Origin of the sequence: Synechococcus sp. RS9907, from assembly GCF_014279615.1 — a bacterium.
In the GTDB taxonomy this organism is placed as follows: Bacteria; Cyanobacteriota; Cyanobacteriia; order PCC-6307; family Cyanobiaceae; genus Parasynechococcus.
Genome location: NZ_CP047944.1, coordinates 2,076,863 through 2,099,020, shown reverse-complemented (window position 1 = coordinate 2,099,020; position 22,158 = coordinate 2,076,863). Strand labels below are relative to the sequence as shown.

Annotated in this window: 21 protein-coding genes and 1 pseudogene; all 22 read left to right on the top strand. The window is 49.2% G+C overall.

What is annotated here, in order from left to right; translation table 11 throughout:
• The first annotated feature begins 96 nt into the window (after nt 1-96).
• Nucleotides 97-1,158: a polysaccharide biosynthesis/export family protein gene (locus tag SynRS9907_RS11540; RefSeq protein ID WP_255445904.1), complete on the top strand. Its 1,062-nt coding sequence runs from the start codon at nt 97-99 to the stop codon at nt 1,156-1,158.
• An 89-nt stretch (nt 1,159-1,247) separates the two neighbouring features.
• Entirely contained in the window at nt 1,248-1,307 is a 60-nt protein-coding gene (locus SynRS9907_RS14180; protein WP_188022469.1) for a hypothetical protein, read from the top strand.
• A gap of 627 nt (nt 1,308-1,934) precedes the next feature.
• A complete protein-coding gene (gene gmd / locus SynRS9907_RS11530) occupies nt 1,935-3,038 on the top strand; it encodes a GDP-mannose 4,6-dehydratase (protein ID WP_188021094.1) in 1,104 nt (367 codons plus the stop codon).
• Entirely contained in the window at nt 3,035-4,003 is a 969-nt protein-coding gene (locus tag SynRS9907_RS11525; RefSeq protein ID WP_188021093.1) for a GDP-L-fucose synthase, read from the top strand. Before gmd ends, SynRS9907_RS11525 begins: the two co-directional genes overlap by 4 nt.
• A gap of 93 nt (nt 4,004-4,096) precedes the next feature.
• Nucleotides 4,097-5,503 carry a nucleotide sugar dehydrogenase gene (locus SynRS9907_RS11520; protein WP_188021092.1) on the top strand — a complete coding sequence of 469 codons (1,407 nt, stop codon included), beginning with the start codon at nt 4,097-4,099 and terminating at the stop codon, nt 5,501-5,503.
• 8 nt (nt 5,504-5,511) lie between these two features.
• Nucleotides 5,512-6,030: pseudogene (locus SynRS9907_RS11515) on the top strand (NAD-dependent epimerase/dehydratase family protein); the annotation flags it as partial.
• Between the two features lie 4 nt (nt 6,031-6,034).
• Nucleotides 6,035-6,997, top strand: a complete 963-nt coding sequence (locus SynRS9907_RS11510; RefSeq protein ID WP_188021090.1) for a UDP-glucuronic acid decarboxylase family protein — start codon at nt 6,035-6,037, stop codon at nt 6,995-6,997.
• An 8-nt stretch (nt 6,998-7,005) separates the two neighbouring features.
• Nucleotides 7,006-7,866, top strand: a complete 861-nt coding sequence (locus SynRS9907_RS11505) for an ABC transporter permease (RefSeq protein WP_188021089.1) — start codon at nt 7,006-7,008, stop codon at nt 7,864-7,866.
• 1 nt (nt 7,867) lies between these two features.
• On the top strand, nt 7,868-9,100 hold the full coding sequence (locus tag SynRS9907_RS11500; RefSeq protein WP_188021088.1) for an ABC transporter ATP-binding protein: 1,233 nt from the start codon (nt 7,868-7,870) through the stop codon (nt 9,098-9,100).
• 2 nt (nt 9,101-9,102) lie between these two features.
• Complete coding sequence (rfbF, locus tag SynRS9907_RS11495; protein WP_188022468.1) at nt 9,103-9,873, top strand: glucose-1-phosphate cytidylyltransferase; 771 nt, start codon at nt 9,103-9,105, stop codon at nt 9,871-9,873.
• Nucleotides 9,873-10,985, top strand: coding sequence for a CDP-glucose 4,6-dehydratase (gene rfbG, locus SynRS9907_RS11490; RefSeq protein WP_188021087.1), 1,113 nt, complete (start codon nt 9,873-9,875; stop codon nt 10,983-10,985). The genes rfbF and rfbG overlap by 1 nt, the downstream gene beginning before the upstream one ends.
• On the top strand, nt 10,982-12,475 hold the full coding sequence (gene rfbH, locus SynRS9907_RS11485; RefSeq protein WP_188021086.1) for a lipopolysaccharide biosynthesis protein RfbH: 1,494 nt from the start codon (nt 10,982-10,984) through the stop codon (nt 12,473-12,475). Before rfbG ends, rfbH begins: the two co-directional genes overlap by 4 nt.
• 381 nt (nt 12,476-12,856) lie before the next feature.
• A complete protein-coding gene (locus SynRS9907_RS11480; protein ID WP_188021085.1) occupies nt 12,857-13,306 on the top strand; it encodes a 2OG-Fe(II) oxygenase in 450 nt (149 codons plus the stop codon).
• A gap of 29 nt (nt 13,307-13,335) precedes the next feature.
• Nucleotides 13,336-13,875, top strand: coding sequence for a dTDP-4-dehydrorhamnose 3,5-epimerase family protein (locus tag SynRS9907_RS11475; RefSeq protein WP_188021084.1), 540 nt, complete (start codon nt 13,336-13,338; stop codon nt 13,873-13,875).
• Complete coding sequence (locus SynRS9907_RS11470) at nt 13,872-14,720, top strand: NAD(P)-dependent oxidoreductase (RefSeq protein ID WP_188021083.1); 849 nt, start codon at nt 13,872-13,874, stop codon at nt 14,718-14,720. Before SynRS9907_RS11475 ends, SynRS9907_RS11470 begins: the two co-directional genes overlap by 4 nt.
• 168 nt (nt 14,721-14,888) lie before the next feature.
• Nucleotides 14,889-15,845, top strand: a complete 957-nt coding sequence (locus SynRS9907_RS11465; RefSeq protein WP_188021082.1) for a hypothetical protein — start codon at nt 14,889-14,891, stop codon at nt 15,843-15,845.
• An 8-nt stretch (nt 15,846-15,853) separates the two neighbouring features.
• Nucleotides 15,854-16,543 carry a cytidylyltransferase domain-containing protein gene (locus SynRS9907_RS11460; protein ID WP_223157660.1) on the top strand — a complete coding sequence of 230 codons (690 nt, stop codon included), beginning with the start codon at nt 15,854-15,856 and terminating at the stop codon, nt 16,541-16,543.
• Between the two features lie 4 nt (nt 16,544-16,547).
• On the top strand, nt 16,548-17,036 hold the full coding sequence (locus SynRS9907_RS11455) for a YhcH/YjgK/YiaL family protein (protein WP_255446048.1): 489 nt from the start codon (nt 16,548-16,550) through the stop codon (nt 17,034-17,036).
• On the top strand, nt 17,029-17,781 hold the full coding sequence (locus SynRS9907_RS11450; protein ID WP_188021080.1) for an inositol monophosphatase family protein: 753 nt from the start codon (nt 17,029-17,031) through the stop codon (nt 17,779-17,781). The genes SynRS9907_RS11455 and SynRS9907_RS11450 overlap by 8 nt, the downstream gene beginning before the upstream one ends.
• Before the next feature lie 69 nt (nt 17,782-17,850).
• Nucleotides 17,851-18,432 (top strand): hypothetical protein, encoded by a 582-nt coding sequence (locus tag SynRS9907_RS11445; RefSeq protein ID WP_188021079.1) that lies wholly within the window; start codon nt 17,851-17,853, stop codon nt 18,430-18,432.
• A gap of 3 nt (nt 18,433-18,435) precedes the next feature.
• Nucleotides 18,436-19,305 carry a 6-hydroxymethylpterin diphosphokinase MptE-like protein gene (locus tag SynRS9907_RS11440; RefSeq protein WP_370586638.1) on the top strand — a complete coding sequence of 290 codons (870 nt, stop codon included), beginning with the start codon at nt 18,436-18,438 and terminating at the stop codon, nt 19,303-19,305.
• Between the two features lie 1,037 nt (nt 19,306-20,342).
• Complete coding sequence (locus SynRS9907_RS11435) at nt 20,343-21,530, top strand: glycosyltransferase family 4 protein (RefSeq protein WP_188021077.1); 1,188 nt, start codon at nt 20,343-20,345, stop codon at nt 21,528-21,530.
• Nucleotides 21,531-22,158: the final 628 nt, after the last annotated feature.

Sequence of the window (22,158 nt, the reverse complement as noted above, 5' to 3'; positions counted from 1 at the left end):
GTACAACGTGACGGATTCGCAACTTAACCCGCAGTGCTCGTCTTTCCAAGAACGCATGGGACACTTGCGAACTCATTCCGGCTGACAAGAGCCTCGATGCCTGTTCTTCGATCCCTGGCGTTGACGTTGGCCATGGGAGTTGCCGTGCTGCCCGTCGGGGCAATGCCGACAGATCAGTCCGTGTCCACGCTTCAGGAGGACGCTTACATCATCGGCCCCGGCGATGTGCTGGATCTGAAGCTGTTTGACGCCAAAGAGCTGTCTGGTTCCCTTGAGGTGTTGAACGACGGCAGTGTGCCTCTGCCGCTGGTGGGCAGCGTGCGGCTGAGCGGCTTGACGCTGCAGCAGGCGACGCAGTGGGTGCAGCAGCTGCTGAGCGAAGAGTTGCTGCGGCCTGATCTGCAGCTGCGGGTGGTGAAACCGCGCCCGATCCGTGTGGCCTTGGTGGGGCAGGTGGAACGCCCCGGCATTTATTCACTCACAACCAGCGAAGCTTCAACAGCTGAAGGAGTTGTAAACACAATCAGCGGTTTGCCTACGGTGGTGGATGCAATTCAGAAGGCCGGCGGGATCACGCAGAACGCCAATTTGAGGGGGGTGGTGCTGCAGCGCCGTCTGCCAGGAACAGAGAGCGAGCTCAGTCACAAGCAGACGGAGCTGGATCTGCTGGATCTGGTCCTGGATGGCAATCAAAGCCAGAACCCCTTTCTCTTTGATGGAGACACGATTCGAATTTCTAAAGCTGAGGAAACCCCTGAGGAAGCTATGGAGTTGGCGGCTGTAAATCTGTCGCCGCAGGTGATTTCCGTGAACGTGATCGGTGAGGTTCTGAAGCCTGGCTCGGTTCAACTGCAGGCCAATACGCCATTGGTACAAGCGGTGTTGGCCGCAGGTGGCCCGAAGAACTGGCGGGCTAGCACCGGCAACGTGGAGTTGGTGCGGATCAACCGCAATGGCAGCGCCACCCTCAAAAAGTTCCGGATTGACCTGGAAGAAGGAGCCTCGAACGAGAAGAACCCTCCGCTGCGGGACGGTGATTCGGTGAAGGTGAACCGCAGCACCCTGGCGCGGGCCAGCGATGCGATCAATGCGGTGAGTCAGCCGTTGGGCGGTCTGGTGCAGATCTGGACCCTGTTTCGCTTGATCAACACCTACTGACTCTTTTCCGTCTATCCCGGGAGTGAAAGTCGTCCCACTAATTTCAATGAGATTTCGGCTCGCGGAGATAACCCTCATTCCCAGCCCGCATCCAGGCCCTCCCCCTGGAGCCGCTCGAATCCCTGGCGAAGGCCCTGCTTGATTTTTAGGACGCTGATGACTTCGCTGCCTGCTTGGCCACGGTTCAACGTCGCGATTGACCCGACCTGCTGCACCACCTCCTGCAGTTGCTGGCATCCACGGCCTCATGCCGTCATGGTTACCGGTAATGCTGGCTTTCAGCGCGTCTAGGCCTTTCAAGTCCGAGTGGTTTCTTGCGCTTGTTGCAGTGCCCAGCGTTGTGGTGGTTGAACTGCACGACAGGCCGAAGCCGCATTTACTTCGGTGTGACACGTTTTCGTTGCGTAATTGACGCGTAGTCGTGTCAATTTGCTCGCTCTCTCTCTCTCTCTCTCTCTCTCTCTCTGTCTCTCTCTGTCTGGCTTGCTGGCGCATCTGCTTCTCCTGTGTCCGTGGCAATCGATGCGATCGATCCATGGCAAACTCCTGTCACAACATCAGTCGAGGCGGTCGAGCTCTGCTCCCGTCCACTGCTGTTACGGCAGTCGTCGTGTGTCCACTCCTGCGTGGCTGAACGCTGAAAAGGTTGTTCTGGCTTGCTGAAGGGCCACTTTCGCTGAGTGAAGCTTCCGCGAGATGATCTGAAGCCGTCTAGAACCTCCCGCAGGCTTCAACCTGAACCCCTCAACGACACCCCCGCACCTCCCCTCACCCCCATGCCCACCCCCGCCGCCAAAACTGCCTTGATCACCGGCATCACCGGGCAGGACGGCAGCTATCTGGCGGAACTGCTTCTGGAAAAGGGCTACCAAGTACATGGCATCAAGAGGCGTGCGAGCAGCTTCAACACCAGCCGGATCGATCACCTTTACCAGGATCCGCATGAAAGCGATCCGCGCTTGACCCTTCACTACGGGGACCTCACCGACAGCACCAATCTGATCCGGATCATCCAGCAGGTGCAGCCGGATGAGATCTACAACCTCGGTGCCCAAAGCCATGTGGCGGTGAGTTTTGAGAGCCCGGAGTACACCGCCAACAGCGATGCGCTGGGCACGCTGCGGATCCTGGAGGCGGTTCGGATCCTGGGGCTCACCGAAAAAACGCGGATCTATCAGGCCAGCACCAGCGAGCTCTATGGCTTGGTGCAGGAGATCCCTCAAAAGGAGAGCACGCCCTTCTATCCGCGCAGCCCCTATGGGGTGGCGAAGCTCTATGCCTACTGGATCACGGTGAACTACCGCGAGAGCTATGGGATGTACGCCTGCAACGGGGTGTTGTTCAACCATGAGAGTCCGCGGCGGGGTGAAACGTTTGTAACGCGCAAGATCACGCGCGGCCTGGCGCGGGTGGATGCCGGACTGGACGATTGCCTCTACATGGGCAATCTCGACTCGCTTCGCGATTGGGGCCACGCCCGCGACTACGTTGAAATGCAGTGGCTCATGCTCCAGCAGGAGCAGCCCCAAGACTTCGTCATCGCCACCGGCCGGCAGGAGAGCGTACGTCGCTTCATTGAGCTGACAGCGCAGCAGCTGGGCTGGGGACAGGTGTTATGGGAGGGTGAGGGCACCACTGAAGTGGGCCGTCGAGGCGATACTGGTGCTGCGGTGGTGCGCATCGATCCGCGTTACTTCCGACCGGCTGAGGTGGAGACGTTGCTTGGTGACCCGAGCAAAGCCAAGGAGAAGTTGGGTTGGACCCCGACGACCACCCTGGAGGAACTGGTGGCTGAGATGGTTGCGGCTGATGTGGAGGAAGCGAAGAAAGAGGCTTACCTCAAGCGCAAGGGTTTTGCTGTGGTGGGGGCACGGGAATGAGCACTATTAACTCGAACGATCGTTTCGCGATTTTCGGTGCCCGGGGCATGGCGGGCAGTGCCATCAGCCGCGCTTTGGACCGCGCCGGCTACCAGCAGCAGCTCAAACCAAGCCGCCAGGAACTGGATCTGCTCGATCTTGCGGCTGTGCAGAGATGGTTCAGCGAACAGCAACCCACTGTGGTGGTGCTGGCTGCTGCGAAGGTGGGCGGCATCCAGGCCAACAACAGCTACCCGGCGGACTTTCTGCTGGAGAACCTCAAGATTCAGACCCATGTGATCGAAACGGCCTGGCGATCGGGAGTTCGGCGCTTGCTGTTTCTGGGCAGCAGCTGCATCTACCCGAAGTTCGCCGAGCAGCCGATCAAGGAGGAGGCGCTGCTCACTGGGCCTCTTGAGCCCACGAATGAGTGGTATGCGATCGCCAAGATTGCCGGCATCAAGCTCTGCGAAGCCCTTCGCCAGCAGCACGGCTTTGATGCGATCAGCCTGATGCCCACCAACCTCTACGGGCCCGGCGACAATTACCACCCGAATAACAGCCATGTACTGCCGGCGTTGATCCGCCGCTTTCACGAAGCTGCGGAAGCCGATGCCCCAACCGTCACCTGCTGGGGGAGTGGCACGCCCCTACGCGAGTTCCTCCACGCCGATGACCTCGGTGAGGCCTGTGTCTTCGCGCTTCAACACTGGCAACCGGGGCCGGGCGATCCCCCCTTCCTCAACGTGGGCACGGGCGTGGATCTCACGATTCGCGCGCTGGCGGAAGCCGTGGCGCAGGCCACGGGATACCAAGGCGAAATCCTGTGGGACACCAGCAAACCCGATGGCACCCCAAAGAAACAGCTGGACGTGAGCCGCCTGGCGCGGCTGGGCTGGCGTGCGCAGATCCCTTTGGCGGATGGCTTGGCGAGCACGGTGGCGTTGTTCCGCGAGCATCTGAGCCAGGAGCTGGTTCGGCTGTAGGCCTTGAACACGGCATCCCCTGATCACGATTAAAGAGGGTGTTCAGCCCTTAATCTCCGACGACTTATTCGCTTGAACGCCCGCCTCATTTCGATGCCACCAGACAGCTCCAGCCCAACAGTCACCTCCATCTGCTGCATCGGCGCCGGTTATGTCGGCGGGCCAACGATGGCGGTCATCGCCGACCGTTGCCCGGATGTGCAGGTGACGGTGGTGGACATCAACCAGGCGCGGATCGACGCCTGGAACGCTGCCGACCTCAGCCAGCTGCCGGTGTATGAGCCGGGGCTGGATGCCGTGGTGGCTCGCGCCCGTGGCCGCAACCTTCACTTCTCCACCGCTGTGGAGGAGCACATCGCCGCGGCAGACATGGTGTTCATTTCGGTGAACACCCCCACCAAAACCAAGGGGATCGGGGCTGGCCAGGCCAGCGACCTGCGCTGGGTGGAGGCCTGCGCCCGTACGGTGGCCAAAGCAGCCACCGGCCACACGATCGTGGTGGAGAAGAGCACCCTGCCGGTGCGCACCGCCGAGGCGGTGCAGGCGATCCTCGCTGCTGCCAACCCCAACGGCGGCTCGCGCCGTTTCTCTGTGCTGTCCAATCCTGAGTTTCTGGCGGAGGGCAGCGCCATCACTGATCTGGAGGCGCCGGATCGGGTGTTGATCGGCGGGAACGATCCGTCTGCGATCGAAGCCCTTGCCGCCCTCTACGCCAGCTGGGTGCCCCAGGAGCGGATTCTGCGCACCAACCTTTGGAGCAGTGAGCTCTCCAAGCTCACCGCCAATGCCTTCCTGGCGCAGCGGATCAGTTCGATCAATAGCATCGCGGCGTTGTGCGAGGCCACGGAAGCCAATGTGCAGGAGGTGGCGCGAGCGATCGGCACCGACAGCCGCATCGGACCGAAGTTCCTCAAAGCTGGCCCCGGCTTCGGCGGCAGCTGCTTCCAGAAAGACATCCTCAACCTGGTGTATCTCTGCCGCCACTACGGCCTGGAGGAGGTGGCGGCCTACTGGGAGCAGGTGGTCAGCCTCAACCAGTGGCAGCAGCAGCGCATCGCCCATGTGCTGATCACCAAGCTGTTCGGCACGGTGAGCGGGAAGCACATCGGCGTGCTGGGCTTTGCGTTCAAGGCCGACACCAACGACACCCGCGAATCACCGGCCATCCGCATCTGCAAGGAGCTCCTGGAGGAGGGTGCGATCCTGCAGATCGTGGATCCCAAGGTGAGTGAGCAGCAGTTGGCGCAGGATCTTGGTCAGGCTTCAGGGGCCGGCGAAGGACGCTGGCACCAGGTGCCCGATGTGGAACAAGCGGCCACGGGCGCCGATGCCCTGCTCTTGCTCACCGAATGGCAGCATTTTGCCCAGATCAATTGGCCGGCTGTGGCTGCGTTGATGCGCCAGCCGGCCTGGCTGTTTGATGCCCGTGCCAAGGCCGATGCCAACGCTGCCCGCGCAGCGGGACTGAATGTATGGACCGTTGGGGAGGGCCAGCTGTGAAGACCATTTTCGGCACGGCCTACGGCCTGCCCAGCGTGATCTTCCGTTACTTCAACGCCGCCGGCGCCGATCCAGCCGCTGATCTGGGCGAACACCACACCCCGGAAACCCATCTGATCCCGCTGCTGCTCGATGTGATGCTGGCTCGCAAGCCCTATCTGCAGATCTTCTGCGACGACTACCCAACGCCCGATGGCACCTGCATCCGCGATTACATCCATGTTTCCGATCTGGCCGATGCTCACGTGTTGGGGCTGCAGAAGCTGCTCGCCGATGCCGGCCATCATGTGTTCAACCTCGGCAATGGCACGGGCTATTCGGTGCAGCAGGTGATCGATGCGGCCAAGGCCGTCACGGGCCGGGGCCTGCTGGCCCATGTGGCTCCGCGCCGTGCCGGCGATCCCCCGGTGCTGGTGGCATCGGCTGAGAAAGCCCGCAAGGAGCTGGGCTGGCAGCCGCGCTACCCCGAACTGAACAGGATCCTGGAACATGCTTGGGCTTGGCACCAACACCTTCACCAGAGCTGATCCGATGCCTGCTTCCATTACCCGCAACCTGATCACCGGCGGCGCTGGTTTCCTCGGCTCCCATCTCTGCGATCGCTTGATGGATGCCGGCGAAGAGGTGATCTGCCTCGACAACTACTTCACCGGCCGCAAGGCGAACATCAGCCAGTGGATCGGCCATCCGCGCTTTGACTTGATCCGGCACGACGTGACGGAACCGATCAAGCTGGAGGTGGACCGGATCTGGCATCTGGCCTGCCCGGCTTCGCCTGTGCACTATCAGTTCAATCCGATCAAAACAGCCAAAACAAGCTTTCTCGGTACGTACAACATGCTGGGTCTGGCCCGGCGGGTGGGGGCAAGGTTGCTGCTGGCCAGCACCAGCGAGGTGTATGGCGACCCGGAGCTGCATCCCCAGCCGGAGAGCTACCGCGGTTGCGTGAACACGATCGGCATCCGCAGTTGTTACGACGAGGGCAAGCGCATCGCCGAGACCCTCTGTTTCGACTATCAGCGCATGCACGGCACCGAAATCCGGGTGATGCGCATCTTCAACACCTACGGTCCGCGCATGCTCCCCGATGATGGACGCGTGGTGAGCAATTTCATTGTGCAGGCACTGCGGGGTGAACCGCTCACCCTCTATGGCGATGGCAGCCAGACCCGCTCGTTCTGCTACGTGGATGATCTGGTGGAAGGGATGATCCGGCTGATGAACGGTGATCACTGCGGTCCGATCAACATCGGCAACCCCGGCGAGTTCACGATCCGTCAGTTGGCGGAACTGATTCGCGCCAAGGTGAATCCGCAGGTCGAACTGATCGAAAAGCCATTGCCGCAGGACGATCCGCTTCAGCGCCAGCCGGTGATCGCGTTGGCGCAACGGGAGCTGGGCTGGCAGCCCAGTGTTTCTTTGGAGCAGGGGCTTGAGCCCACCATTGCCTACTTTCAACAGCTGCTGCAGGCTGCAGCATCAGGAGGTCATTGACTTTGCCTATGACCACTGTGCCGACACTCCCCACCCGCACCTACACGCCGGAAAGTCCGCTTGCTCACCCTGGGAAACTTTGGCAAGAGATGGTGCAGGATCTTTGGGCTGGCCGTGAACTGGCCTGGCGCCTGGCTGTTCGAGACATCAGCGCCCAGTACCGCCAGAGTGTGCTGGGGGTGCTCTGGGCCCTGATCATTCCATTCTCCACCACGGCCGTGTGGTTGTTCCTCAGCGCCAGCAAGGTGGTGCAAGTGGGCGCCACGCCGGTTCCCTATCCGGTGTTTGTGTTCACCGGCACGCTGTTGTGGTCGATCCTGATTGATGCGCTCAATGCACCGCTGCAGCAGGTGAATGCCAACAAGGCCCTGCTGGCCAAGATCAATTTCCCCCGGGAAGCATTGATTCTGAGTGGGGTCTATCAAACCCTTTTTAATGCTGCGATCAAGCTGGGGATTCTGCTGTTGGTGCTCCCTTTTCTTGGGGTGCATCCGGGCTGGGGGGGGCTGTTGATTCCGTTGGGATTGTTCAGTCTGGTGCTCACCGGTACGGCCGTGGGCCTGCTGCTCACGCCTCTGGGAGTGCTCTATGGGGACATCGGCCGCGCTATCCCGCTGATCACCCAGTTTTTGATGTACCTGAGCCCGGTAGTTTTCCCCCTTGCTACTTCGGGCTGGTCTGCTCAACTGATGCGGCTCAACCCGCTCACGCCGCTGATTCTCAATGCCCGCGCCTGGTTCACTGGCCAGCCGCCGTTGCTGTTGGCTGAGTGGGCATTGGCGGTGGGCAGTTCAGCGATCCTGCTGCTGCTGGTGTGGATGCTGTACCGGTTGGCGATGCCCATTTTGATCGAACGGATGAGTGCCTGAGATGACTGACGATGTCCTGGTGAGAGTGGAGAACGTGAGCAAGCGGTTCTGCCGCAGCCTTAAGCGTTCGCTTTGGTATGGCCTGCAGGATCTGGGCAGCGAGATCGCTGGCCGCCGCCATGGCGGAGGGAGTGGTCTACCCCAGAGCAGCGCTGATGTGCAGCTGCGGCAGGATGAGTTCTGGGCGGTGAAGGATGTGAGTTTTGAGCTGAGGCGGGGGGAGTGCCTGGGATTAATCGGTAGAAATGGGGCGGGTAAGACCACGCTTCTGCGTATGCTGAATGGGTTGATAAAAACAGATACAGGAAAGATCAGTGTTTATGGTCAAACAGGAAGTCTTATCGCTTTGGGTGCGGGGTTTAATCCAATACTGACGGGCAGAGAAAATGTTAAAATAGCTGGCTCAATTTTGGGCCTTAGTGAATCTAAAATTAGGGAAAAGTTGGATGAAATAGTTGACTTTGCCGAGATCAGTGATTTTATTGATTCTCCAGTGCAAGGTTACAGTTCTGGAATGCAGGTTCGGCTGGGGTTTGCAGTCGCGACAGCACTCAATCCAGATGTGCTTATATTAGATGAGGTTTTAGCTGTAGGAGATCTTCAGTTCCGAATGAAATGTTATTCGCAAATAGATAAGATGCGAAAAGACACAGCGGTCATATTTGTTAGTCACTCTTTAGAGCATATTGGTCGCATTTGTACAAAAGGACTGCTTTTGTCGCATGGTAGCCAAGCCTATCAAGGAAATGTGTCCGAGGCTCTTTCTGGCTACGCTGACTCTTTTAATGCTAAGGGGTCCACATCGAACAAGGCGACATATTGCGACCAAGATTTTTTTTATGATGTAAATTCAGAGGTCTTAGATGCTGAAAATTTGAATACCGGAGATCCTCTGCGCATAGCATTAAAATTAACTGCGCGCACAGAAAGCTTTGTCCATGTCAGAGTCGGTTTGTTTTCGTTATCTACAGGTGAGATTGTTGGAACTGCTGAATCAAGGCTGTCTTGCCCTGGTGGACTTTCTTTGAAGGAAAGTGAAGTCCAGGTGCTGCATCTTTCTATCTCGTCTATTCCTTTGAGGTCTGGACGGTATGATTTAAGGTTATCGATTTTTAATGCAAGAGATAATACCCAGGTCTATTCGTCGTCTCGCCATCACGACCTTGAAATTCAATCATCGTTTTTCGGTGAAGTACCTACGATGATCCCGTTGTTTTCGGAGGGGGCTATATGAATATGAAAGCTGTAATACTTGCTGGTGGTCTTGGAACGCGTATTAGTGAAGAAACTCACCTCAGGCCAAAACCAATGGTGGAAATTGGTGGAAGACCCATTCTATGGCACATTCTCAAAATCTTTAGTGCGCACGGCATTAATGAGTTTGTGATCTGCTGCGGTTACAAGGGCTATGTGATCAAGGAATACTTTGCCAATTATTTTTTGCATATGAGCGACGTGACCTTTCACATGCGTACGAATTCCATGGAAGTTCATCGTAAGCAAGCTGAGCCATGGGAGATCACCTTGGTTGATACTGGCGAAGCCACAATGACTGGTGGCCGCCTCAAGCGTGTTCAAAATTACGTTGCTGAGGAGCCTTTTTGCTTCACTTACGGCGATGGTGTGGCCGATGTGGATATCACCGAACTGGTCGCTCATCACAACAACCATGGTCGCTTAGCGACCGTGACAGCTGTACAACCTCCAGGCCGATATGGAGCCTTGCAATTAGGAGACTCCAATGCCGTAAAAGGTTTTCAGGAGAAGCCTCAGGGCGATGGTGGTTGGATTAATGGAGGGTTCTTTGTCTTAGATCCAGCTGTTATTGATCGCATCGAGGGAGACGATACTGTCTGGGAAGATGGACCTTTGAAGGGTTTAGCAAGAGAAGGTCAGCTTACTGGTTATCACCATGAAGGTTTCTGGCAACCGATGGACACACTGCGTGATCGCCGAGAATTAGAAGCCCTTTGGGCAAATGGTCATGCTCCTTGGAAAATCTGGTGATGGCTAACGCTTCTTTTTGGAATGGATGTAGGGTTTTACTGACTGGGCACACTGGTTTTAAGGGTAGTTGGTTAGCTCTTTGGCTCTCTGAACTGGGTGCCGATGTATGCGGGGTTGCACTCGAGCCCGAGACCACGCCATCCCTTTTTAATCAGTTGGGCTTGGCCAAACAACTCTTAGGTCATCACCTGATCGACATTCGTGATTGCACCGCACTAACCTCGATTATTGGTAAGTTCCAACCTCAGGTTGTGCTGCATTTGGCAGCCCAGCCCTTGGTTCGTCGGAGCTATCAGGATCCTTTGGGGACTTGGGCGACCAATGTGCAAGGCAGCCTGAATCTTTTAGAAGCGCTAAAGCCTTTGAAACATCCCTGCGCCGTCGTGATGGTGACAACTGACAAGGTGTATGCCAATCAGGAGTGGGATTATGGATATCGAGAGGAGGATCGTCTTGGTGGACATGATCCCTACAGCGCCAGTAAAGCTGCCGCTGAACTGGCAATCTCCAGCTGGCGTAATAGCTTCTGCGGAGAGGCTTCCCACCAAACGCCTCATCTCTCTATCGCCACTGCACGCGCAGGAAATGTGATTGGAGGGGGTGATTGGGCTGAAGACCGCATTGTTCCGGATGCCGTCCGCTCGCTGTGTTCTGGTGAGCGAATTCCTGTGCGTCGCCCGGAGTCCACTCGGCCCTGGCAACATGTGCTCGAGCCGCTTTCGGGTTATTTGCTTCTTGCCGAAAAGCTTGTAGAAGATGGTAATTCGTTTTCCAGCAGCTATAACTTTGGTCCGATGCTGGAGGCGAATCGGAGCGTGCGCGATTTAGTGGAGACGTTGTTGAGTTATTGGCAAGGTGGATGGCAGGATTGTTCAGATTCGATGACTCCCCACGAAGCAGGACGACTTCACTTACAGATTGATAAAGCCCACCACCAGCTTGGTTGGAGGCCCCGTTGGTCTTTTGACACGACTGTGAAACGTACAGTGCTCTGGTACCGGGCCGTACACGAAGGGGAGTCTCCTTTGGAGCGCTGTTTGGATGATCTTCAGGCCTACAACACAGTTACCAATCCCAACTCAACTTCGAGCACAGACAATTCATCAATATGAACGACGTCGCATCACTCCGAGAACAAATTCTCCGATTAACCCGTGAGTATTCACGCCAGGCCCATTCGGGTTTCCGCCCTGCTGCCGATCCCGATCGCACGCCTTGGCAGGAAGGGGCCAACATTCCCTATGCCGGCCGAGTCTTCACAGAAGATGAGGTCGAGGCAGCTGTGGCGAGCACCCTTGATTTCTGGCTGACGCTGGGAGCGGAGGGTGAAGCTTTTCAGCGAGAGCTGGCAGCATTTTTGGGGGTGCGCCACAGCTTGTTGGTGAACTCAGGCTCCAGCGCGAATCTTATTGCGATTTCTGCGCTTACGTCTCCCAAACTTCCTCAGGCGAAGCGTATTCGTCCTGGGGATGAGGTGATTACGGTTGCGGCTGGATTTCCCACCACTGTCGCCCCAATTATTCAAGTTGGTGCGGTTCCCGTCTTCATTGATGCTGATCCAATTACTGGTAACGCTCGATGTGATCAACTAGAAGATGCATACGAGGCTGGTAAAACCAAGGCCGTGATGATGGCGCACGCTTTGGGAAATCCCTTCGACATTGCGGCAACACTTGCCTTTTGCCAGAAATACGACTTGTGGTTGGTTGAAGACAACTGTGATGCCTTGGGTTGCAGTTATTCCATGCCGCGCTCACTTGCTGAAAGTTTGGGTATTAAGGAGAACAGTCCAGGCCTGGATGAAGGCCCTGACCGAGTTGTACGCTGGACCGGAACTTGGGGTGATATTAGTACCCAAAGCTTTTATCCTCCTCACCATCTCACCATGGGTGAGGGTGGTGCAGTGAATATCGTGAGTGATGCGAAGCTTAAGGTGATTGCTGAAAGTTTTCGTGATTGGGGGCGGGATTGCTGGTGTCCAAGCGGTATCGATAACACCTGCAATAAGCGCTTTGGTTGGCAACTTGGTGAATTGCCTGAGGGTTATGACCACAAGTACACCTATAGTCATTTAGGATTCAATGTTAAACCACTTGATCCCCAGGCAGCGATTGGCCGGGTTCAGTTGAAGCGTTTGCCAGAGTTCATTGAAGCCCGTAAGCAAAATTGGGAGACTTTGAGAGTAGGCCTTGCTACCCAGGAGTATTCCCTTGAATTTGCGCTTCCCACTCATGCAACAGCATGGGATCCCGAACAGGGCTTTACCTGGGACGGTTCTGGTTGCCGAACGGACTGCAGTTGGTTTGGCTTCAAAATTGCTGTGAAGGCTGAGGCACCCTTCACGCGCACGGAACTGGCTCAAGAGTTGGACCGCAATAAGATTGGCAATCGAATGCTGTTTGGAGGAAACCTCGTTCGTCAGCCTGCATTTGTTCAACTTCGCCAAGACCGGCCAGAATCAATGCGGGTTGTGGGTGATCTAGAACATTCTGATAAAATTATGAATAATACTCTGTTTCTTGGAACATATCCAGGCCTTACCTTGGATATGCTTAAGTATGAAGTCAACGCTATAGTGAATTACTGCAAATCCTTTAATTAATTAAATTATACTTTTACGTTAAAACGCAATCAATGATTCTTTCCTGTTCTACCTTGTCACTTTTGTCCAGCAATGATGCGTCGTCTTCTTATATCAATGCATCCCCTTTCCCGCATTATGTAATTGATAACTTTTTCGAAGAGTCATTAGCCGCTTCCATTGCGAGCGAATTTCCTTCTTATGATTCACAGTTTTTAGATGCATATTCAAATCAAATAGAAGAAAAAAAACTGGTTAACCATTGGAACCGTTTTGGTCCGTCGACGTATCAAGCCTTTACGTATCTCTGTTCCTCTGCATTCACCCTTGCATTAACTCAATTCATCAAATCCGAGAATCCCTTGTCGGCAGATTACGGGTTGAATGGGGGCCGGTTTGCACATGCATAAAAACGGCGGAAAGCTCAATGTTCATATGGACTATTCGATTCATCCTAAGCTTAGCTTGCAAAGGAAATTAAATATTCTTGTTTATATGACGCCAGAGTGGGATGAGAAGTGGGGAGGAGTTTTAGGTCTTTACGATAATCAGTCCCAAGAGAAGCCCGGTGAATTGGTAGAAGCAGTAGTCCCTGTTTTTAATCGTGCTGTGGTCTATGATGTGACCATGAACTCATGGCATGGATTGCCTATGCCAATTAATTGCCCTGATGGTGTTTCACGTAATTCATTGGCGATTTATTATTTGCAATCGCCAGATAAAACTGCTCAGCCAAGCAGAAAAAAAGCCTTGTTTGCACCATCACCTTGGCAAAAAGATGACAAATCTGTGCTAGAGCTTATCAAAAGACGTTCGGAAGTGGGTTCAGCATCTTCAGCTTATTTAAGTTGATTTGCAAGTGTTTTTGTTATCCATTTTTCATGAATAATCTAGTCATTCTTCAAGAGCCATTGCCAAATGTCTTTGTTCTTAACTGTCCACACTCCTTTGATAATCGCGGCGATTTTACTAAGTTATTTCATTCGGACCACCTACTAACTCAAGGAATTAACTTTGTGCCAGCAGAGTCATTTTTGACACGTTCTAAGAGAGATGTTCTCAGAGGTATGCATTTTCAGGTCGAAGAATCGGCGCATGACAAGTTGGTCACTTGTATCAAAGGTGCTGTTTTAGATGTCGTCGTTGATGTTGATCCAAACAGTCCAAATTTTAACAAACCATTCGCTATTGAACTTTCTAAAACCAGCAATCAAGCACTCTTAATTGGTAAAGGGTATGCACATGGATTTCTAAGTCTCTCCGATGACAGTTGGATGCACTATACAACATCTACAGTTCATAACCCGTCGTTAGATCGTGGTGTTCGTTGGGATTCAATCGCCTTTGATTGGCCTAACCCCCAACCAGTGATGTCTGATCGAGATCGTCTCCATCCAAAAATCGAGGATCTGGCACGATGAATATTGCCCTTACCGGCGGCACTGGGTTTATTGGGTCACATTTCCTAAAGCAGGCACTTGATGCTGGGCACAACATCACTGCAATCAGACGGAGTCCTTTAAGTGCTCCACGTATCTCGCTTACTCAATCCCCTTGCTGGCTTGATCGACAATTAAGCGAAGTCAGATCAAGTGATCTAAAAGACTGCGAAGTTCTCGTGCATCTTGCTGCTCATACCGGTAATGTTCCATATGATACTCTTGCAAATTGTCTTCATTGGAATCTAATTACAGTTTTAAATCTCTTTGAACAAGCTCGTTTATCTGGAATTAAGAGATATATTGTAGCCGGAAGTTGTTTTGAATATGGTCGTAGCGGTGAACGCTTTGAAGAGATACCTATAACTGCACCACTAGAACCAACGAATAGTTACGCAGCATCTAAAGCAGCTGCATCAATTGCTCTATGTCAATGGGCTAAGGAGCATAAAATTAATTTAGAGATCCTCCGTGTTTTTCATGTTTATGGAGAAGGAGAATTAGATACAAGATTTTGGCCATTGCTTCGAAAAGCGGCATTTTCTGGTGAGAACTTTAAGATGACATTGGGTGAACAAATGCGTGATTTTCAGCCTGTCGAGCGAGTTGCTAAAGCATTCCTTTCAAGGATCGTATCTACAGATTATAATTCACATGGGGTGTCTGTCTATAATTTGAGTTCCAATAATTTCCTCAGTATTCGCGAATTTGCAGTACAAGAGTGGTCTAGTTGTAATGCACCAGGCTCTCTTCTTTTTGGGGAATTACCCTATCGTGATAATGAAGTTATGAAGTTTGTACCCGGCCCAGATTTTCTGTTGATATAGGAAACAAAGATTGACTGATTTATGCCGAATGGCTGATATTTCATTAATTTATGGCTTTGACTTGTAATCATAAATATATTTGCACTGGCCTGCTCTCATTTGATGTTAAATTTCTTGCGTTTCTGATTGTCCATGTGTTTATCAATTGTAATTCCCACGGTTAGGTATATGCCCTCTTTGGATGAGGCAATACGATCAGTATTTGATAACGTAACAGTTGACTTCACTATTAATGTTAGCGTAAACAATCAAAGCCTAGATTCATTTTTGTCTTCTAGGTATATAGATCATTGCGATGTTAATTGGCTCTGTACTAATGCCCAAACAGTTCCTATTTGGGACTCCTTTAATATAGCTGTTGAGAGTGCAGGCTCGGAATGGATTTATATATTAAGTGACGATGATTTAATTTTGCCAGGATTTCTCAAGGGTGTCGACTTAAAGAAAAAAGATAGCGGCTACTTATACGCTACTAAAATTATTGTAGAAGACCATATGTGTCGTAGAGAGTCTTGTTCGCCATCACAAGAGCAACTTAACAACAATAATCCCTTAGATTTATTTTTTGCTAAACAAGTCTTCCATAATCATATTAGCTTGTTCGTATTTAATATAAAAATGTTTCACGACGTTGGTGGCTTTCAAAGAAGAGGTTATCCAAATGGCTATTTTGTCGATACCGTATTTCATTCACACCTACTAGCTAATTCTACTCACGTAGAGGTTTCCGATGGTCCTGTCTTTTTAAGGAAACAAACCTCAAATCAAGGTTCGGCTAAATTCTATCTCAATCGTATTGTAAATTCGTATATACACGAAGTGGTCGAAGGCTTTTGGAGCAATGATAAATGTAGGGAATATCTCAGATTTGTGTATGGTAATCAGCGAATTCATAGGAAGCATCTTTTTTATCAACGATTTGGAACCGAAATATCGAAGTTGAATAATAGAGTTTATAATCAAAGTGCTTTCAAAGCCTTCTTAGATACTTCATGGCTTAGTTTTAATGCTATTTTTACGTGGCGCACTGATTTCTCGTCAAAGAAAAAAATTATTTCTATATACTTAGGCTATTGCCGAAAAGCACTTAAGTGCATTTTAAAAAGAATGTTATTTTTTAAATAAGTGAATCGATGGATAATAATACAATGGATCTAAACATTATTGCAATGGTTCCTGCTCGCCTCGGGAGCCAGCGTTTATCGAAAAAAAACCTGCGCCTCTTAAATGGTATTCCACTTGTGTCCAGGGCTTTAAAAAAGTGTCTTGAGAGTGAGTGTTTTGATGAAATTTGGATGAACTCTGAAGATCTAATTTTTAAAAACTTTGCAGATCAGCATGGAGTAAATTTTTACAAAAGACCAGCTGAACTATCTAACAATACAGCGACGAGTGAAGACTTTGTTTGTGATTTTCTAACCAATGTTGAATGTGATTACATTGTTCAGGTGCACAGTATCGCCCCTCTTCTTAGCGTAGAATCAATTAAATCATTCGTAACTCACCTCAAGCATAGGCAGCCTGATGCTCTTATGTCAGTTGAACTTATTCAGCTTGAGGCATTATTCCAAAATAAACCTATCAATTTTACTTTTGAACAGAAGACTAACTCACAGGATTTGTCACCTGTTCAGCGCATATCATGGAGTATCACCGCATGGAAGCGAGATACGTTTCTGCAGGCAGTCCAAGCTGGCGAGTGCGCTACTTACTTTGGAAAAATAGAGTTTTTTCCAGTCAATGCAATGGCAAGCCATGTGATCAAAACCGAGCAAGATCTGAAAATTGCAGAAGCACTTTTACCCTTGATTGACAACTCTTAAATCGATGTTTTGTTCCTCATTAGTTAATAGAAATCATTGGTCTCCATTGTTGTCGGATAATGTTTGGCGCAAGTCGTTAGCCTGGCTTTTGCATAACGCTTCCTCTGCTGAGCTCGGCACATATCGGCTCGGGCAAACTGATTGGTTTGCCAACGTCCATGAATACAAAACAAAGGATCAAGAGCTTTGCGTCTGGGAGTCACATCAACACACCATTGACATTCAATATGTCATCTCAAGTTCAGAACAGATCTTATGGATGCCTACGACAGAACTAGAGGGGCCTACTAAAACCTTTGACAACATCGATCGGCAAGAGTGGAAAGTTAAGGAACATGGATCACCGCTTCCAAGTAAAATAGTTCTATCAGCTGGTTACTTTGCTATTTTTCTTCCGAATGAGGGGCATTGCCCAATGATTAAAGACGAAAATCCAGCTTTGATTCGGAAAGCTGTCATTAAAATCCCCTTAAGTCTTCTGCGTGATGGATAATTTCGAGCTTCTTCAACTCGCAAAAGATTCTGCATATGAAGCTGGAAATCTTCTCATCTCCAAATATTTAACTAACACTGTTGTTCGTTCGGATATTGGCAAGGATATCAAGACCGAAGCGGATCTTGCTGCAGAGGAAATCATTATTTCAAAACTTAAATTCACCAATATTCCAATCGTATCTGAAGAACAATTCTCCACAAATCCAGAATTATCTTTTGATCTTGATCAATATCAGTGGATCATCGATCCCTTGGATGGTACGTTGAATTTCACTCGTGGGTTCCCCTTCGCGAGCATATCTATTGCTCTATGGAACGCCGGTAACCCCGTTCTGGGGGTCATCTATGACCTTGAAGCGCGTTCAACCTGGTCTGCACTTATTGGCCATGGTGCTTTTTTGAATAGCACTCCCATCCATGTTTCTGATGTATCCAGGATTGACCAAGCAATCATTTCCAGCGGTATTCCTTCAGGAAGTTCGTGTGATTCAACCCAGTTACAAACACTTCAGCAATATATTCAAAAATTTAAAAAAATACGCATGCTTGGGTGTGCATCGTTGATGCTTGCTCAAGTCGCTGCAGGAAGGTTTGATGCCTATGAGGAAAATGGTATTTACATCTGGGATGTTGCAGCAGGTCTTGCTTTGGTTTTCGCAGCCGGTGGCAAGTTCCGGCTGCAGCCCGGTTCGAGTAGCTCCCGATACAAGGTGACTGCATCCAATGGCAAGCTTGATATTTGAAACCGATTCCCCGTTTAGAACGCTATCATTATCGTACTCTTAGCAAACCCAAAACAACCAACCGTACCTATGACTCTTGCTACCCCTCCTACTCAGAAACATCAATCTTTCGCAGATTTCGAAAATCTTGAGCAAAAGTTCCAATCAGCAATTGCATCAGATGAGTATCAAAAGCTGGTTGATCTCTTTGATCGATCAAAGAAAATATACGTTGTTGCTAATGGTGGTCTACACTATGTTGGCAGCCATATGGCGACAGACCTAACAAGACTTGTGCCGGGCAAAGTTGTTAAATCCTTTGATAGCTTTGGTTTTATCTCGTCCAACGCAAATGATCACGGTTGGGAGAATACTTTCCTACGCTGGCTTGAAACATCAGCCATTCTCGATGATCCATCTTCAACGATGGTGTACGGGATGAGCTGTTCCGGTAATTCCCTTAATGTGATCAAAGCATTTGATTATGCTATTAGCCACTTTGGATTTGAAACTTTCCTGCTCAGTGGTAGGCCTTCAAAATCCAAACCTCAGAAAACGTTAGAACTCACTCTCAATGCCGAGTATTATCATACTGTAGAGACAATTGGTCTCATGCTCTTCTATGATATTGTTCATAAGCTTGGTCACGCCTGTCCGGCAATCAATAGATAGCATATTGATCATTTATATTTCTATAAAAACAACCTTGCATCTTTTTTCAATCAGTTAAAAATCTTCAACGCTCAAATCAATTATTTTGATCACTATTCATTCAGGTTAAATAAATTTGGTCTGCCTTCACCTTATGTTAAGCAAGGTTATCAATCTAAATTGGCCAATCTTTATAATTCTCGAAAAGGCGAAAGAGCAGTAGTTATTTGCAACGGACCATCGCTCAGTGATACACCTGTAGACTTCATTAAATCTTCTGTGTCAATCGGTTGTAATGGCATCTATAAACAATTTTCTGATTGGGGTTTTACTACAGATTATTTAGTCTTTGAGGATGTTCAACAATTTGAAATTCGCTCACCTGACCTCGCCAAGGTTAAAGGTCCACTTAAATTAGCTGCTTTGTACAATTCCTATGCAGTAAGCGACACTCGAGGATGGGTTTTCTTTAATTCTCCTCGGTCCGTTGCCCATCAATATTACTGGAGTGATGGCCTTTATCCGCAATTTTCTTTGGACTTTGCATCTATTGTCCACTTGGGTTCCACGGTTACGTACATAATGCTTCAGCTTGCTTACTTCCTCGGTTGTGATCCTGTATATATTGTTGGCTTAGATTTCTCTTATGGAAAACTTTCCGATATGTTTCCTCCTGGTAAAATAGTTATAACACCTGAAAATTATGACATTGTCAAAACATGTCACGTGGATCCCAACTATTACAAAATTGGTGATATTATAGGTGTCCCAAATGCCAATTTGCAGCGTCGTTCGTTTGCCAAGGCAAATCAAATTTTTAATTTGTCAGGCCGTACATTGTTGAATGCTTCTGCAAGATCCAGCTTAGATGTTATAAAAAGAGTCTCTATATAGAATGTAGTCATACGCTCTCCATATACATTTCTTTTGCTTAATTCTTTGTATTGTCTAATAATCTGTATTTACTTAGTGTCTTCTTATTGCTTTATTGTATTGTGACTCCCGGTCATGCTTGTTTTAGGCAATCGTTCGGCGCATTTTAACAGATAAATTTTTATAAATTGCTTGCGATCTGTGTCGATCAGGTACATCTTACCTTGTAAACCTCTTTGTAAGTGCAAGGTTTAAGGCACTGCAGGTTGCAAGATCAAGTGAGCTCAGTACGGTCAGTATCTCTTTGAGGAACTGCCACAAAGCCAAAGCGGATTTCTCTCACCAACTACATGTCATTAGCGGGTCTAATGCTGAGTTTCGATCGTGATTACCATGCTCACAGGCGTAAACGGCTTATGTAAGAGCACGATCCTTCCGGCAATCGCTTAGGGTTTGGCGAATGACTCACCCTCTACATAGTTTGACGGACATTGGCTCTCCCCGCACAGGCTACATTTATCAATAGGTGATGGGTGCATTTATGCTTGCAAAGCCCCAAAGGGCTCTGGTGGCCTGATGCAGTCCTACATCTATGCCCCAACTGCTGCGAACCCACCTCTAGGAAAATTACAACTTGAGTAAGACTCGAATTACTAATGCATGAATTGGACCACGTCAACAGTCACCTGCTAAAAATAAGCGGTTTTATTACGTGCTGACATCTCTATACTTCAAAATAAATTATACATTGCATGTACTCAATTAATTATCTTCTTTGAATCCATGCGAAATAATTTTTAATCCCTCCTGGTTGTGACTCTTTATTCTTGCTATGATTAAATCTTTTCTCCCGCTTTTGTTCGAAAACTTTAGTGAACAGAATTCTTATCAAAACCATTGAATCTCCGTTTCTAGCAGATATGGTCATTTGCTTTCCTGCAAAGAATGGTGGCAGAAGTGATTCTGGTTTACAATCTAATGGACCTTATTGTTTTGTTGATTCTATAGCTGAAATCAACTTATAAGTCGCATCCATCTTCTTTTCTACCTTTGGCATTATGCATAAGGCTAAAAAAATCTTGTTTATTGCAAATTCGCTAGGAGATCCTCATGGAAGCTCTCAAAGTGCATTGGATGTTATTAACTCACTTAGAGGGCAATATTCCATTTACTTGATCACTAAAACTTTTCCCTACGTTAATCCTTTTGTCGCGAAAACTTATAACGCCTTCTTCTTTTCTTGCTGTCTTGAGCGCACCAAGGTCGGATGGATCTTTGGCCGTTTTAAATTATTTAGGTTGATATCTATTCTGGATCTGCTTTTTCTGCGTTTGCAATTATTAGGCTCATCATTTGACCTTGTAATAGTGAATGGTTATGAATCAATGCCTTGCTGGCTGAGCTTCAAGAAGTGCTTTTCTAATAAATATAAAACGTGTGTGATCTCACGAGAATCGCCTAGGCATTTTTCTCAAGGAGATATAGACATCAGCTTAGATTCCCAGCAAAAGTTTTTGTTAGATTTTGATCATATTATATTTGTTTCCTCGATTCTTAAAGCCGAATGGTCCTCGAGTCTAAAATTGCGCAACGCCTGTTACTATCTACCGAATTGTTGTAATGAGGACAGATTTTTGTCTATCGCCAATGCTTTAGATCGCAATCTAGAAATGCGTTGCAATTTACGTATAGATGATAAGTGTTTTCTTATAATAAATATTGGCGGTGTCGAGCGAAGAAAGGGGCAAGATGACCTTTTTGAGCTTGCAGCTAGACTGCATCATAAATATTCTGTAAACTTCAAGATCGTTTGTGTTGGCCCTATAAATACAGATTACGGTGCTACATTTAAAAGCAATGTACTATCCTCTATTGTTGGATCAAGGTTTATCTTTACTGGGGCTCTTAATGATGTTTCTGTTTGGTTCCGAGCTGCTGATTTACTGATTTTTACAAGTAGAGCTGAAGCAATGCCTAGAACAATTCTAGAAGGTATGGCTTCTGGTATTCCGATTATCAGTTCAAATGTTGATGGTATACCTGAACTCATCCAGCACGGTGTCTCCGGATATATGTACACTCCTGGGGATATAGACGAACTAGAAAAGTTTGCATTTAGTCTTATGACTAATTCTGTTGTTTCTAAGAGCTTTGCTTCTAAAGCAAGAAATAGATACCTTGACATCTTTTCTCGCGCTAATCATAGGGCTAGATTGCATGGAATAGTCGATGATATGTTGTCTTGATTCTCTTGAGCCGCTTTATTTGAATTATCCCTGTTGAAATCAATAATTATGTCTTGTGCTGGCCTCAACTTCATTTGCTTGTATTGTACTTGCTTTCACGTTAACCTTTATTTTTGTTATCCGATTCGTTTTTTGTTTTTCTCGCTTCGCACTTGCTAGTTATCGCACTTCAGTATTGTTACGCAATTTGATTGGTGTGTGGATTCTTTTGAATCTCTCCGCCCTTAGTGCATGCACTTTTTTCTTTCCTTGCTTTTGAAATAATCTCTTCTGGCATACAAGGTTACTTATTCAGGAAGTTTTGCATCCACATCAATGACAAACCTCTACTCCTCGTTTGTTGAGTCTGCCCGCTGGCTGATTCCCTCGTTATCATCGTCTTGTATCCATAACCACTTTAAATCATCGGATCGATTACCTTTATCAGGTGAAGGTGAATGACTACTTCAAAATTTAATGCCTTGCCGATCACGAAGCTTTCGACCCCTCCCTAGATTTTAATTCTCCTCGCGATCTCTGCCGCCTTACTGCAATCATCTATTAGCGAGAATCTCCTTCGTTTTGCTTTCTGGTCATCCGCATGGTGAAACGCTTGAATTGAATTCCTCAAAATATGCATACATGTATC